General features: G+C 64.2%; 14 protein-coding genes. 4 read left to right on the plus strand and 10 right to left on the minus strand.

Annotated features, from left to right (window positions below; genetic code table 11):
• Positions 1-8 precede the first annotated feature (8 nt).
• The 5 genes from QA609_RS05425 to phnD form a co-directional block, all read right to left on the minus strand.
• Positions 9-986 carry a metallophosphoesterase gene (locus QA609_RS05425; RefSeq protein WP_278301559.1) on the minus strand — a complete coding sequence of 326 codons (978 nt, stop codon included), beginning with the start codon at positions 984-986 and terminating at the stop codon, positions 9-11.
• Between the two features lie 296 nt (positions 987-1,282).
• On the minus strand, positions 1,283-2,089 hold the full coding sequence (gene phnE / locus QA609_RS05430) for a phosphonate ABC transporter, permease protein PhnE (protein WP_278301560.1): 807 nt from the start codon (positions 2,087-2,089) through the stop codon (positions 1,283-1,285).
• On the minus strand, positions 2,089-2,925 hold the full coding sequence (gene phnE / locus QA609_RS05435; RefSeq protein WP_278301561.1) for a phosphonate ABC transporter, permease protein PhnE: 837 nt from the start codon (positions 2,923-2,925) through the stop codon (positions 2,089-2,091). Before phnE (QA609_RS05435) ends, phnE (QA609_RS05430) begins: the two co-directional genes overlap by 1 nt.
• Before the next feature lie 2 nt (positions 2,926-2,927).
• Positions 2,928-3,770 (minus strand): phosphonate ABC transporter ATP-binding protein, encoded by an 843-nt coding sequence (phnC, locus tag QA609_RS05440; RefSeq protein WP_278301562.1) that lies wholly within the window; start codon positions 3,768-3,770, stop codon positions 2,928-2,930.
• Between the two features lie 78 nt (positions 3,771-3,848).
• Positions 3,849-5,039: a phosphate/phosphite/phosphonate ABC transporter substrate-binding protein gene (phnD, locus tag QA609_RS05445; protein ID WP_278301563.1), complete on the minus strand. Its 1,191-nt coding sequence runs from the start codon at positions 5,037-5,039 to the stop codon at positions 3,849-3,851.
• A gap of 244 nt (positions 5,040-5,283) precedes the next feature.
• Between phnD and QA609_RS05450 the strand changes: the two genes are divergently transcribed.
• Positions 5,284-6,465, plus strand: coding sequence for a GTP-binding protein (locus tag QA609_RS05450; protein ID WP_278301564.1), 1,182 nt, complete (start codon positions 5,284-5,286; stop codon positions 6,463-6,465).
• A 68-nt stretch (positions 6,466-6,533) separates the two neighbouring features.
• Here the strand turns inward: QA609_RS05450 and QA609_RS05455 are convergent, their stop codons facing one another.
• Together QA609_RS05455 and QA609_RS05460 are read right to left on the minus strand one after the other, a co-directional pair.
• On the minus strand, positions 6,534-7,766 hold the full coding sequence (locus tag QA609_RS05455; RefSeq protein ID WP_278301565.1) for a transposase: 1,233 nt from the start codon (positions 7,764-7,766) through the stop codon (positions 6,534-6,536).
• A 261-nt stretch (positions 7,767-8,027) separates the two neighbouring features.
• On the minus strand, positions 8,028-8,186 hold the full coding sequence (locus tag QA609_RS05460; protein ID WP_278301566.1) for a hypothetical protein: 159 nt from the start codon (positions 8,184-8,186) through the stop codon (positions 8,028-8,030).
• Between the two features lie 151 nt (positions 8,187-8,337).
• Here QA609_RS05460 and QA609_RS05465 point away from each other — a divergent pair, with 151 nt between their 5' ends.
• Entirely contained in the window at positions 8,338-8,505 is a 168-nt protein-coding gene (locus tag QA609_RS05465) for a hypothetical protein (RefSeq protein ID WP_278301567.1), read from the plus strand.
• A 33-nt stretch (positions 8,506-8,538) separates the two neighbouring features.
• Here QA609_RS05465 and QA609_RS05470 read toward each other — a convergent pair whose 3' ends face one another.
• Entirely contained in the window at positions 8,539-9,528 is a 990-nt protein-coding gene (locus QA609_RS05470) for an mRNA 3'-end processing factor (RefSeq protein WP_278301568.1), read from the minus strand.
• Here QA609_RS05470 and QA609_RS05475 point away from each other — a divergent pair, their 5' ends adjacent.
• Positions 9,529-9,711: a hypothetical protein gene (locus QA609_RS05475; protein WP_278301569.1), complete on the plus strand. Its 183-nt coding sequence runs from the start codon at positions 9,529-9,531 to the stop codon at positions 9,709-9,711. It abuts the gene before it with no gap.
• Between the two features lie 502 nt (positions 9,712-10,213).
• Here QA609_RS05475 and QA609_RS05480 read toward each other — a convergent pair.
• Together QA609_RS05480 and QA609_RS05485 are read right to left on the minus strand one after the other, a co-directional pair.
• A complete protein-coding gene (locus QA609_RS05480) occupies positions 10,214-11,905 on the minus strand; it encodes an ATP-dependent DNA ligase (RefSeq protein ID WP_278301570.1) in 1,692 nt (563 codons plus the stop codon).
• 116 nt (positions 11,906-12,021) lie between these two features.
• On the minus strand, positions 12,022-13,182 hold the full coding sequence (locus tag QA609_RS05485) for a glutathione-independent formaldehyde dehydrogenase (RefSeq protein ID WP_278301571.1): 1,161 nt from the start codon (positions 13,180-13,182) through the stop codon (positions 12,022-12,024).
• Between the two features lie 198 nt (positions 13,183-13,380).
• On the opposite strand from QA609_RS05485, the gene QA609_RS05490 reads away from it, so the two are divergent.
• On the plus strand, positions 13,381-14,022 hold the full coding sequence (locus QA609_RS05490; protein ID WP_278301572.1) for a molybdenum cofactor guanylyltransferase: 642 nt from the start codon (positions 13,381-13,383) through the stop codon (positions 14,020-14,022).
• Positions 14,023-14,064: the final 42 nt, after the last annotated feature.

Genomic DNA, 14,064 nt, shown 5'->3' on the forward strand with positions numbered 1-14,064 from the left:
GCGAGATTTCAGTCGGTTAGTGGTGCCTGAGCGATTCGGGAGGGCTCGTAGAGCACCGGCGCGTCGTCGAGTGTCGTTTCGGTGATTCCGAGCAACGTTCGTCGAAACGCCGGCCCCTCGGCCAGCAACTGGTAGGCTTCCGTCCGACCTACTTCGCCCGCGTGCGAGACCAGCCACACGTTCGTTCCGGTCTCCTCGATCTCGAGCAGGCAGTACGCCTGCGGGTACGACGCGACCGCGGGCGAGACGAGCTGTCGGACCCCGTTCCGTCTCACCAGCGACGGGAGGTGGTGGTGGCCGGAGACGACGAGGTCGACGTCGTGGCGCTCGAGGATCGCGCCGAACCGCTCGCGCTCTCGCATCGTGAACGTCTCCCACGTTTCGGTCCGGCAGAGGGGCTGGCGGACGATCGGGATCGGATTGTGGTGACAGACGACGATCGACGTCTCGGCCGCCGGCAGCCGCTCCTCGAGCCACTCGAGTTGGGGCCGCGAGATCCGTCCGCGGTGGGTGTCGACGTAGGGGCCGTCGCCACCGGAAGCGCTGTCGACGACGAAGAACGCGACGTCGCCGACGTCGTAGCGGGCCGGCAGCGAGCCGTTCGCGTACCGATCCGCGAACGCCGCGGCCGACGGACAGCGGTGGTCGTCGCTTCGCTTCTGGAGATCGTGGTTACCCGGGGTCGCGAGAAACGGAACTTCGAGCTCCTCGAGCAGCGTATCGAGCCGTTCGTAGTTCCAGGGCTCTCCGTCCTTCGTAAGGTCTCCGGGGAAGATCGTGAGGTCGACGTCCCGGTCGTTGATGTCGTCGATCACCGCCCGGAGCCGCTGTTCGGTTCGATGAAAGACGCGATACGTTCCCGTCGCGCGCGTCGCGACGTGTGGATCGCCGACGACGGCGATCCGTCGGGGCTCTAGCGCGCGGGGCCGCTCGAGCCGTCCCAGGAGGAGGCGGTCGCCGACGGCCGACAGCGGTTTATCGGTCATCGGACGAGCTCCAGCCCGTTCGCTCGATTCGACGTCACGACACCGACGCCGGACTGCAACCCCTCGGTTTCCCGCGACACACGCAGCCGTGGATGCATGCTGTTCGCCACGCCGTCACCGAAAAATAACGTTTCTAGGAGGCGTGCGGTCGGATACAGCTGCGTCGCGATCGGTACGTACTGGTCCGTACGACTCGAGAGCGGGCGAGCGAGGACGGTGGAACGATATCGATTCGCAATTCAGAGCTGAACGTCGTGGGGGTCAGCTCGAACGGTCGAGAAACGCGAATCGAACGGTTAGCTTACCAGCTTCCTGACCTTCGCGGAGACCAGCTCGCTGGCTACGACGGTGAGCAAGATTGCGAGCAGGATTACCGACACCGACTGCCACTCGTAGAAATCCATGAGCCCCGTCAACTCGAGCCCGATTCCGCCGGCGCCGACGAACCCGAGAACGGTCGACGACCGGATGTTGATATCCCACCGGTGGGTCGTAATGCCGACGAACAGCGGCATCACCTGGGGTGCGACGCCGTAGATGAGGCGCTGACGCCCGTTCGCGCCCGCGGACTCGAGGGCACGAACCTGGCCGGGATCGATCTCCTCGATCGCCTCAGAGAGGAGTTTTCCGATGAAGCCGATCGATCGGATCGCGACCGCAAGGACCCCCGCGAAGGCACCGGGACCGAACAGGATCACGAAGATGATAGCCCAGATGATGGTGCTGACGGTTCGCGTGACGGTGATGAGCAGCCGTCCGATCACGTACGTGACGTGGTTCGGTGTCGTGTTGCTCGCCGCGAGGAAGGCGATCGGGACCGAGAGGACGGCGGCGAGCCCGGTTCCGAGCAGGGCGATGTTGATCGTCTCGATCATCGGCCCGACGATCTCGCCGGTGTAGCCGTAGTTCGGCGGATACATCCGGGAGAGCAGGTCCCCGACCGCCTGGACCGATGTCGAGAGGTAGCCGTAGTTGATCCCGAGGATCTGCCAGGCGTAGACGACGACCGGAATCGCGAGGAGGACGGCCGTGAACCGCAGGATCCTGGTTTTGACGTCGTACCGCTGCCAGCGCTCGTACTCCTCGGCGGTCGGTTCGAGCATCAGCGGATCCGCCTCCTGATCATCGCGCTGGCGACCTCGCCGAGGAGCACGATCGCGACGATAACGAGCAGGATCGCGAGCGCGAAGTCGTACTGATAGCGGTCGAACGCGTTGAGTAGCGTGAAGCCGATCCCGCCGGCGCCGACGATGCCGATGATGGTGCTCGAGCGGACGTTGATATCCCATCGGTAGATCGCCAGCCCGATCATCCGCGGTAACGCCTGCGGAACGACCCCGTAGAGGATGACCTGCAGCCTGTTCCCGCCGGCAGCCTCGATGGCGCGCAGCTGGTTCATGTCGATGTTCTCTAAGTCCTCCGCGAGGATCTTCCCGTAGAAGCCGATCGTCGCGAACGAGAGCGTGAGTGCGCCAGCGAAGGGGCCGAACCCGACCGCGACGACGAAGATGATACCGATAATGAGGCTGTGGAACGACCGCGAAATCATGATCAGTCCGCGTGCGAGGTAGTACACCGGTCGCGGTGCGAGGTTCGCAGCCGCCGCGAACGCGACGGGAACGCTGGCGATGACGCCAACAATGGTCGCGATGACCGCCATCGCGAGGGTTTCGCCGACGCCTTCCCTGATGAGTTCGCGCTCCCGCTGACCGAAGTCCGGGGGCCACATCGACGCGAGGAACTCGACGGTCGCTCCGGTTCCCTGCAGGAACCGCTCTGGGGAGATGCGGATCGCCCACGCGCTCCAGAGGACGAACGCAGCCAGAATCGCGTACGTCAGGTACTTGACCCGATGGCTCGGGAAGGCGGTCGGTCGACGCCAGACGACGTACTCGGACCCGTCGTCGGAGCGAAATCGGTTCGTGATCGCTCGAACCACGGTCAGTTGAGCCCCCGCTGGATCTCCCGTTTCTCGAGCGACGGCCCGTTGTCGGTTTCGTCCGTCGCTTCCGCGGCTCGGTCCGGATCGGAATCGGACTCGGATGGGTCGCCGTCGCGATAGATGCGATCCCTAGCCGACGCATCGAGCTCGACCGGCGGTCCGTCGAAGACGACCGCGCCGTCGGCGAGGCCGATGAGCCGATCGGCGTACTCGAGCGCGAGGTCGACTTCGTGAATGTTGATCAACACAGGAATGTCCTCGTCACGAGCGATCTCGGTGAGTAGCTCCATCACAGCACGGGAGGTTTCCGGATCGAGGCTACTGGTCGGCTCGTCGGCGAGCATGATCTTCGGTCGCTGGAGGACTGCACGGGCGATCCCGACGCGCTGTCGCTGCCCGCCTGAGAGTTCGTCGGCGCGATCACGTTCGTGACCGCCGAGACCCACTCGATCGAGCGTCTCACGGGCGAACTCGACGTCCTCCTTCGGAAACTTCCGGCGGAACGCCTTCCAGGTGCTCAGATAGCCGAGCCGGCCCGAAAGGACGTTCTCCATCACCGTGAGCCGTTCGACCAGGTTATACTCTTGGAAGATCATCGCGATGTCCCGACGGGCGCGTCGCAGTTCGCGCTTCGAGAGGTCGGTCAGCTCGGTTCCGTCGAGGGAGACCGTTCCCCGAGTCGGCTCGGTAAGTCGGTTGATCGACTCGATAAGCGTGCTCTTTCCGGCCCCGCTCGGTCCGATGATCGCGACGACCTCGTTACCGGTTACGTCGAATGAGACGCCGGTTAGCGCTTCTTCGCCGCCTGGATACGTCTTCGCTAGTTCTCGTACACGTAACATCGTGTTGAAACGTTCGTTCGGTAGTCGATACAGGCCGTGTTCCCCACCGAACGAGGGGAACGGTGCGAACGGACCGACTCAGCCGTCCATCTCGTCGATGTCGTACTCCTCGCCTAGCGCCTCGTGGACCTGCAGGATCGGGTCGTAGGTTGTATAGTAGTCGACCTCGATGAAGTTGTTGTACTGGAGCTCTTCCTCCATAGCGGTCCCGGAATAATCGTGCTCGAGCAGCGCCTTCGTAATCCCCTCGACGAGGTCGGGCTCGAGGTTGTAAACGTACGACATCGGGCCCCGGGGCATCACCGGCCCCATGTAGATTACCTTGAAGTTCTCCGGGTCAATCTGGCCCTGTTCGACCATGTTCGCGAACGTCGGTCCGCCGCAGGGACCGACTTCGTAGTCGCCCTGTTCGATACCCCTGAGCGACGTGTCGTGGCCGCCCGAGAAGTCGACGTCGTAGTCCTCTTCGGCGACCAGCCCGGCGTCGTCCTCGATGAACACTCGCGGTTCGAGGTTCCCGGACCCGGAGCCGGGATCGGCGTGGGTGACTTCGATGCCTTCGAGATCGGCCACCGTGTTGATCTCGTCGTTGTCCCGTCGGGTAACCATCCAGAAGGCGTTCCCGTATTCATCGTCTTCCATGATATGGGCGATCGGGTGTGCGCCGGCGATGTTGGCCGCATACGGCATCGTTCCGCCACTCACCCGACCGAAGTGCAGTCGCCCCGCACGCATCGCCTCAACCGTCGCCGCGTACGAGTCGACCGGGACGTAGTTGACCGAGTGCCCCGTGTACTCCTCGATCTGATCCATGAGCGGCTCCATCGCCCGCTCTAACGCCGCGGGGTCCTCGTCCGGAACGAACGTCATTTCGATCGGATCCGGCGAGATGTACTCGCTTTCGTCGTCCACTTCCCAGAGCTCGTCACCGTACCGGGGTTCGTCCCGCGGATCCTCGAGCGGTTCCAGAAGGCCCTGCTTGTCCGCCTGGTAGTTGCCCAGCTCGTACATCTCCTCGGCCGGCTGCGGGAACATCTCGACGTACTCGTCGCCGTCGCCGGGCTCGAGTTCGGAGTCGTACTCCGGGAAGTCGGCATCGTTGGTGCCGGAGCCGGAGTCGTCGTTTCCAGCGTCGTTCGATGCGTCCCCGTTACCGTCGCCGTCGCCGAGACAGCCAGCCGTCCCCGCGAGTCCGGCACCACCTATCCCGAGAAGATACGTTCGCCGAGTGAAGCCATCTGATTCCCCTTCGACGTTGTCGGAGGTCATCACGTGAAGAAAACCGGATATCGTTGTAAAGCGGTTGCTAAGAGTGATATATCGATCTCTCGAACGCCGTTTTCGCTTTAGTCGACTACGTTCCGGTACGGACCGCTCGGTATCGGCGCTGGCCGACCTGGAAGGGGCCGCAACACGACACCGAAAGCGGCGAAACCGGCGACCCCAGTTCCGGAAGGCCGCAACTGGTTACCCGCGCCGTTTAGTAGCCGGCTTCCGTGCTGTACGGTACGCTATGTCAGGACCAGAGGACGGCCGGATCCCGGTGACGATCGTCAGCGGCTATCTCGGTGCCGGGAAGACGACGCTCGTCAACCATCTGCTCACGAACGAGCAGGGGTACGAGATCGCGGTGATCGTCAACGATATGGGCGAGGTGAACATCGATGCGGACCTGATCGCCCGCGAGAACGAAGAGGAGGGGGTGATCGACCTCTCGAACGGCTGTATCTGCTGTCGGCTGCAGGGCGACCTGCTCGAGGAGGCTCGCCGGCTCGCCGAGAGCCGCGAGTTCGACTACCTGCTGGTCGAATCGTCGGGGATCAGCGAACCGATTCCGGTGGCGCGGGTCTTTCTCGAGGGCACCGAGGACAGCGAGATCGATCCCACCGAACGGTTCCGGCTGGACACGATGGTCACCGTCCTCGACACCTACGGCTTCTGGAAGGAGTTCGACGCGGGCGCGACGCTCCCCGAGGGTGCCCAGCCCGACGAGGAGCGGCCGCTGAGCGAGGTGCTCGTCGAGGGAGTTGAGTTCTGTGACGTCCTCCTGTTGAACAAGACCGACATGGTTCCCGACGACGTCCTCGAGGAGATCGAGACCGTCGTCGACCGACTCCAGCCCAGGGCCGAGCGGCTGCGAACGAGCTACTCCGAGATCGATCCCGATCTCGTGTTGGGAACGGGAAGCTTCGATTTCACGGAAGCGAAGCGCTCGCAGGGGTGGAAACGCGAGCTGCGCGGCGAAGGTCACGGTCACGGGGGTCACGAGCACGGAGACGCGAAAGCGGAACACGAACACGAGGACGAGGACGACGGCCACGACCACCACCACGGACCTGGACAGTCCGCCGCCGACCTCCACGGCGTCTCCTCGTTCGTCTTCCGTGCCGACGACCCCTTCCGACCCGACGAGCTTGGCGCGTGGCTCGAGGAGTGGGACGGCTCGATCGTCCGCGCGAAGGGTGTCTGTCACGTCGCCGGCCGCGAGGAGGTGATCGGGCTCAGCCAGGCCGGCCCCGCTGTGCAGGCGGGACCGATCGGCGAGTGGCGGCCCGACGACGACCGACGGACCCAGCTCGTGTTCATCGGCCGCGAGATGGACGAGGAACGAATTCGGGGGGAGCTCGAGGCGATGCTCGTCGACCCGGACGAGCGGGACGGAGCCGAGAGCTGGGCCGACCCGTTCCCGCTTTGACATCCTCCACCTGCCTGAAGGCAGGGTAATCCCCGACATGGGGAATCCAGCCTGCTACTGGAGAGGTTTCAGCTCCACTCCGTGAGCGTCGTCTGTGCGGGCTTCGCACTCATCTCGCGGTGAGCTGTGGCACTGTCAAGGGAGCTCCCATCCCGAGGCGAGTCATCGCGTTCCGGTTTCCAAGGAACGCTCTCTCCCCACGGGTCAACGCGATCAGCGATATTTGCTGCTGCGTTGATATCCGCCTGATACTCCGTAACCCAACACTCCGGATTCGTACAGTTGAATTCGGCTTGCGAACCACGACGGCCGATATGTCTGCAGGCGTGGCATGTTTGAGACGTGTAGCGCGGATTCACGAACTCGACCGGGATACCGGCTTCTAGAGCCTTGTCCTCAATTCGGCCGGTGAGTCGAGCGAACGCCCACGAGTGTAAGCGCCGATTCATATACTTCCCGTAGTCCAAGTTCTCACGGATGTACGACAGGTCCTCAAGTACGATCACAGGGTCCTCGAAGGACTCGGCGTACTCGACGGCTTCGCAAGATCCTTTCTCGACGATATCTGTCAAAGCGTTCTGGAAGTGGTCGAAGCGTTCGTCCACACGCCACTCAGCGACGTCACGTTCTTGCAGTCGTTTGAGTGTCGTGTACATCTCCTTGCGGAGTGCTCGAGCGTGACCGCCGTCGTAGATGTACGGTTTGGTCGGAGCGTCGTTCTGACAGGCACAGCCCGTCAGAAGCTTGGATTCTCCGATATCGAACCCAATTCTAGTCGGGTCGTCCGGTGTGTCTGGCTCGGTTACCTCGTACTCGACGGTGACGTGCAGCACCCAATTCGTACGGTGCTGTTGGAGTCGGAACTCGCAGATCGACACGTCCCTGTCAAGGAGGTCGAACCAGAGCGATTCCTGTTCGGGGTTAATCCGAAGTGGAATCCAGAAGGCGTTGCCACGTCCGGCCTGTGGAACACGCCAGCAGAACTCGTGTTCTCTCTTGTCGGAGTGGTCGAGAGTGAATCCACGATTCGTAAACCGAACCGGATGGTCGTCCTCGATCTCCGACGCATCATACGTGTTGAAGAGTTGCGGAACGTAGTTTTTGAGCGCGTCTTTGGCGTAAGACGTGAGCGTGTACGGCGTGACGACGTCGTTGACCGCCGACTGTGTATCTGCGCCACTCTCGAAGGCGTTTTTGAGGGCACGGCGGTAGGTCGCCACGGTACGCTCGAGCTGTTGCTTTTTGCCCGTTGTGGGTGGAACGAGGGTGGCCTCGAGCGTTTTCGTGGCAGTCGTCATCACAATCACGAATACGACACCGTGAATCATAAATGCAACGGAAATGTTACCTATATGTGTGCGCTATATAAAGATTGAGATCGACGACGAGGAACAGTACGAACGACTAAGCGAAATAAAGGATTCGCACGGTCTGACTTGGAAAGGGATCTTGCTCCGCGGTGCGAAGGGGTTGGATTCCGACGGGCCATTGGGCGAGAACTGACTAACGGAGTGACGCGCTTCCCCCTGCGCCTAAAGTCGCGGGTATCCGCTCTGTGGTATCTATGACTCGAGCTCGTCGCTGAGCTCGTCCCAGGACTCGTGGAAGCCGTGTGTCGACTGGGTCGTCGCCGACTCGGGGAGGGCGTTCTGGTAGACGTCGTCGTACTCGAGCAGCTGGCCCCAGCCGTCGGTAAACGAGTAGTTACAGTACTTGCACACGGAGACGGGTAGTACCGACGCCGACATACGCCTTTCCGTTGTCGGGGTGAAGACGTATCAACGGTACTGAGACCGGCTCCCGATCCAACAGAGCCATGACGGTGCGTCGTCGAGGACGGGTATCCGACGGCCCGCCGCCGGATCACGGACAATGAACACGAAGCGAAACGGCGCCTACGTCGCCAGCACGACCGACGTCGTCGAGCGATCTTGCGACCACTGCGAGTGGCACGCCGTCGACGACACCTACCCCGCCCTGATCGAACGATACCAGAATCACCTCCGCGAGGAACATCCGCGAGTCTGGCTCCGACGGTAGCGCGGCCGAGACCGACGCCCTTTTTCGACCGACTCAGAAGTCGCCGAGCGAGCGCTGGTTGCGGACCAGCGGGTACGCCTCGTACCCCTCGACGGTCTCGAGGTGCGTCGCGAGCTCCGCGGCGGAGCCGTGCTGGGTGTAGACCAGGTCGGGGTCGACGCCGCGGACGACGTCGACGAGTTCGGTGAAATCGCAGTGATCGGACAGCGGAAACGTCACGTCGTAGTCCCCGCGGTACTGGAAGCTGTCGTTGATCGCCCAGCCGGAGAACCCGGCCTTGATCGCGTCGGCGTCGCGGACCAGCGCGTCGACGAAGGAGAGCGTGCTCGTCTGAGAGGGGAGGATCAACGCGTCGCCCGCGCCGAGTTCCGTCTCGTCGCGGTAGCGCCGTGCGTCGAAGTCGACGTCGTAGTGCTCCTCGGCGACCGCGTTGATGCGCTCGGTTGCCTGCGTGACGAACAGCCGATCCCGCGAGGATCGATTCACCAAAAGCTGCAGTTCCTGGGCCCGGCCGAGCGTGTAACCGAACAGGAGCACCGGACGATCGGCGGCGTCGTCGAGCCAGTCGACGATCTCGGCCTCGACGGTCTCCTGGGGCGGCAGGACGTACCCCGGCTCGCCGTAGGTCGCCTCGATCACGAGCACGTCGGCGTCGACGGAGTCGGGATCGAATCCCTCGAGGTAGAACCGATTCCGCGTCGAGCAGTCGCCGGTGTAGAGGTAGGTCGTCCCGTCCGGGTCGGCGATCTCGGTCGCGCGCGAACCGGGGACGTGGCCGGCATTGTGGAGATCGACGGCGGGGTGGGTCGTCCGCTCGAGCGGGGTGTCCTCGCGCCGAGTTCGCGCGAGCGCCGCGGTCACGTCCGAACAGATCACGGCGCCCGGGTCCTCCCGATAGAGGTGGTCGCCGTGGGCGTGGCTTAGCACGCGAATCCCGTCGCTCGAGCGCTCGCTGTCGCAGACGACGGTCTCGGCGTTCGTCAGATCGAACCGGATCCCGTCTCCGAGGCGAACTCGACGCATGTGCTATCCCGCAGTACGGCCGAGACGATGATGGGCGGCGTGCTTGCAGTCGGTCGCGACGTCGATATCGGTGACCTGGCTTCGATCCGCCGACGACTCTCGGTTACGACGCTCGAAATGACGATCGTCGCGTACTGGCTCGCCGACCCCGGGGCCGTCGTAGCGAGGGGCGCCGAGCGGTGAACGCCAGCCGACGGTCACCGGTCGACGCCTCCGTAGCCGCGCTCGAAGCCGGATCTGACAAGCGGCGCGAGCAGTCCGGACGCGAGCATCAGACAGAGGCCGACGACGATCAGAACGATGCCGAGGGCGGACATCAGCGCTCAGCTCCGAACGGATGGTCGTCGTGAACTCGCGTTTCGGCGTCCGCGAGCGGGGGGCGATTCGAGGCCGCGGCGTCGATACGGTGGGTCGGATCGGGGTCGAGCTCGTTCATTTTGAGGTGTGAGATCACAGCGTGGGTGGTCCTTCGGTCGCCGTCGTCGTCGACTCCCGATGGAGCGTCGCGGACGTAGTCAGCGCGAGCGTTGCCACTCAGCCCGGCGATACAGCGATCCCGAAGTCCGCGTCGGAACCGGTCGTTTGCCGTCGAACTGGGACGTCTCGTAGTGACGGGCGACGATCGGATAAACCGTCGCCAACCGTAGTGAAAGTGAAGCGGTCTCGGTCCAAGGGTGACGAGTCGCTACTGCGTCTCGAACAGCGTCTCGACTCGCTCGAGCGTGTCGACGTCCGACACCGAGAGATCCTCCCGTCGGCGCACGAATCGGGGGAACCGCAGCGCGTAGCCCGAGTCGTACGTCGGCGAGGACTGGATCTCCTCGTACTCGACCTCGAGGATGACTTCCGGGCGAACGCTCACGTCGCGACCGTCGGTCTCGGTGACCAGCGGCTCGAGGGCGTCGGTGAGGGCGGCGAGCTGCTCGTCGGTGTACCCCGTCGCCAGCCGACCGACCTCGCTGAGTTCGTCGCGTTCGGTATCGCGACAGGCGAGGTAGAGCCGACCGAGTTTGCCCTTCCGGCGTCCCTCGCTGTACTTTCCACGGGTGACGACGACGTCTAAGGGCTCCATCGTCGGTTTGACCTTTAGCATGTAGCCGACGCGCCGGCCCGGCTGGTACGGAACCTCGAGGTTCTTGAGCATCAGCCCCTCGTGGCCGGCGGCGAGAGCGTCCGCGTAGAGCTCGCGGGCCGGCTCGGGATCGGCGGGATCGAAGCGAACGTGCTGTGCCGGTTCGATCGCCCACTCCTCGGGATCGAGGACGGAATCGAGGCGAGCGAGGCGCTCGTCGAGCGAGCGCTCGAGCAGCGACTCCCCCTCGATCGAGAGCAGGTCGAAGGGGTAGACGATAACCGGCGTCTCCTCGGCTGCCGCCTCGATATCGTGTTCGCGTGTGATCCGGGTCGAGAGCTCCTGAAACGGCGTCAGCGCTCCAGAGTCTGGATCGTAGCCGACGATCTCGCCCTCGAGCACGCAGCTGTCGGTCGCGACGCGCGTGCGGACGCTCTCGACGACGTCGGGAAACTGTGCGGTGATCTCCTCGAGACGGCGGGTAAAGGCCCGCACCTCGTCGCCGTCCTTGTGGAGCTGGATCCTGACGCCGTCGTACTTGTACTCGGCCAGCAGCGGCCCGTCGCTCGTCGCGACCGCGTCGATCCCGTCCTCGACGCTGTCGGCCGAATCGGCGAGCATCACCTGCAGCGGCCGGAACAGGTCGATCTCGAGGTCACGGAGGCCGTCGACGCCCGACTCGCGGGCCGTTCGGGCGACCAGCGGGTAGTCGTTCGTGAGCTGATAGGCGTACTCGACGGCGTCGGTCGCCTCGTCGCTCCCGTCGAGTTCGGCCCGAGCGACCGCGTCCCGGATCGTTCCCTCCCCGATCCCGATCCGGAGATGGCCCAGGACGGTGCGAACGACGTAGCGCGCCTCCTCGGGGTCCGCGTTCGAGAGCAGCTTCGCGACGGCGTCGATACGGCGCTGCTGGCTGCCCTCTCCCTCGTACTCGAGGAGGTCCCGAAGCGTCTCGAAGACCGATTTGACGGTCAGCTCGGTCGAAAACAGCGTCTGCTGGGTCTGGTTTGCGACGGCCTCGGTCGCGGCGGTGCCGAGGTCGCCGGTCTCGCGCCAGGTCGTTCGGATCTCGGATTCGGCGACGCCAGTTGCCTTGTGGATCGCCGCCAGGGTGAGACTCGAGGAGATACCCAGATCGCCCTGCTCGTACGCCGGCGTTACCTCCCCGCGAAACAGTGGCAGAAGCATCTCGAGGTCGTCGGTCGTCGCGTCCGCAAGCGTTTCGGCGACGATCGCGGTCTTCTCGTCGGTCGACGCCGTCGCGTCGATCCGGCGGTACTGCTCGACGAGGGCGGCGTACTTCATGAACGCTCGTGGTAGGGATCGAGCGCGTAAAACTCCCGAGCAGGCACGAGCACGCGCTCGAGACGGTGCTCTCGGGATCGCAGTGATCGGTCGAAAAGACGTCGAATCGACGGCCGTTACGGCTCGAGTAGAACCTTGACGACGCCCTCCTCGCGATCGTCGAAGCGCTCGTACATCTCGGGGGCCTCCTCGAGACCGACACGGTGGGAGACGACCCAGCTCGGGTCGGCCCGGCCCTCGATGATCATGTCCCGGAGCTGGCGGTTGTACTGCTTGACGTTACACTGACCGGTACCGAACTTCTGGCCCTTCTCGAAGAGCTTCCCGAAGTCGATGCCGAGCCGTCCCTGCGCGGCCATCTCGTCCGGCGCGCCGGGGTCCGAGGGGACGTACAGTCCGGGGACGCCGATCTCTCCCGTCGGTCGCACCGTCTGAATCAGCTGGTTGAGCACGACCGCGGGGTTCTCGCGGGCAGGGTCGTAGGCGTCGTCGCCCGGATCCGTCTCGGGGTCGATCGCCTGGTAGCCGACGGCGTCGACGCCCTTGTCGACCTCGTCGCCGTGGGCCTCGACGATCTGGTCGACAGGGTCGCCCTCCTCGAAGTTGATCGCGTGGGCATCGCAGTGGTCCTCTGCCATCTCGAGGCGGCTCGGCACTCGGTCGACGACGTAGATCTCCGAGGCGCCCTGGATCTTCGCGCTGTAGGCGGCCATCAGGCCGACCGGGCCGGCGCCGTAGATGGCGATCGACTCGCCGGGCTGGAGGTTCGCCAGCCGGGTGCCGTGCCACCCCGTCGGGAAGATGTCCGCGAGCAAGGCGAACGAGTCCTCGTGTTCGTCGCCCTCGGGCAGTTTTAGGGCGTTGAAGTCGGCGTACGGCACGCGGAGTTTCTCGGCCTGGCCACCCTTGTACGGCCCCATCGCGACGTAGCCGTAGGCGCCGCCGGCGAAGCCGGGGTTGACGTTGGTACAGAAGCCCGTGTAGCCGTTCTCGCAGTTCTGACAGAACCCACAGGCGACGTTAAACGGCATGACGACGCGGTCGCCCTCCTCGAGGGTCGTGACGGCGTCGCCGACCTCGCTAACGATCCCCATGTTCTCGTGGCCGAAGACGATTCCCTCCTCTGCCGCGGTTCGGCCCTCGTACATGTGGAGGTCCGAGCCACAGATGCAGGTCGTCGTGATGTCGACCATCACGTCGTTCGGATGCTGGATCTCCGGCTCTTCGACTTCCTCGACGGCTACCTCGTGCGGTCCCTGGTATACGACAGCGTTCATTGACATTTGGTATCTGTCTCCACAGTACTTGCCACGGGTGCGGGCGGTAAATGTTGCTGTGACTACCGGTTCGAGATTTGTGTATGATTATTATCCACATACAGCGGCTAGCATCGGGTGCGGGCGGTGGATCGAACGAACGGTCGGTTTTGCATCGTCGCCGACAGGTATTACGCCACCCCACTCCAAGCGCCGACTATGAGTTCCCACTCCCAGCGATCACTGTCGGGAGTCGTCCTCGCGGGCGGCTACTCGACGCGCTTCGGCGAGGCCGACAAGGCGGTCGCGGATCTCGCGGGAACGCCGATGATCCGGCGGGTCGCCGACCGACTCGCAACGGTCTGTGACGAGCTCGTGGTCAACTGCCGAGAGGACCAGCGCGAGGCGATCGAGACGGCGATGGCCGACTTTCCCGAACCAGTCACGTTCGCGATCGATCCCGAACCCGATCGCGGGCCACTCGCCGGTATCGCCGCCGGACTCGAGACGGCCAGCCGAGAGTACGCGGCGGTCGTGGCCTGCGACATGCCGTTCGTCGACCCCGCCCTGCTCGAGGCGCTTGCCGACCGCGCCGAGGGCCGCGACGGTGCGCTCGTCAAACTCGAGGACGGCTGGTACCAGACGACCCAGGCAGTCTATCGGACCGAGCCGATGGCCCGGGCCTGCGCCAACGCCCTCGAGGGCGAGGACGGGCGGATCCTCGCGGCCGTCGAGGAACTCGACACCGTCGTCGTCGACGAGGGCGAACTCGAGGGCGTGAGCGGGGACACCTTCGAGAGCATCGACACGAGGGAGGCGCTTCGGGAGGCGGCTGCCCGTTTCGAGACACCGAGCCACTGATACTGTCGGACGGAAGTCAGAGAGAAGTCGATCGCGAGTTCG

This window comes from Natronococcus sp. A-GB7, assembly GCF_029688865.1.
GTDB lineage: Archaea > Halobacteriota > Halobacteria > Halobacteriales > Natrialbaceae > Natronococcus.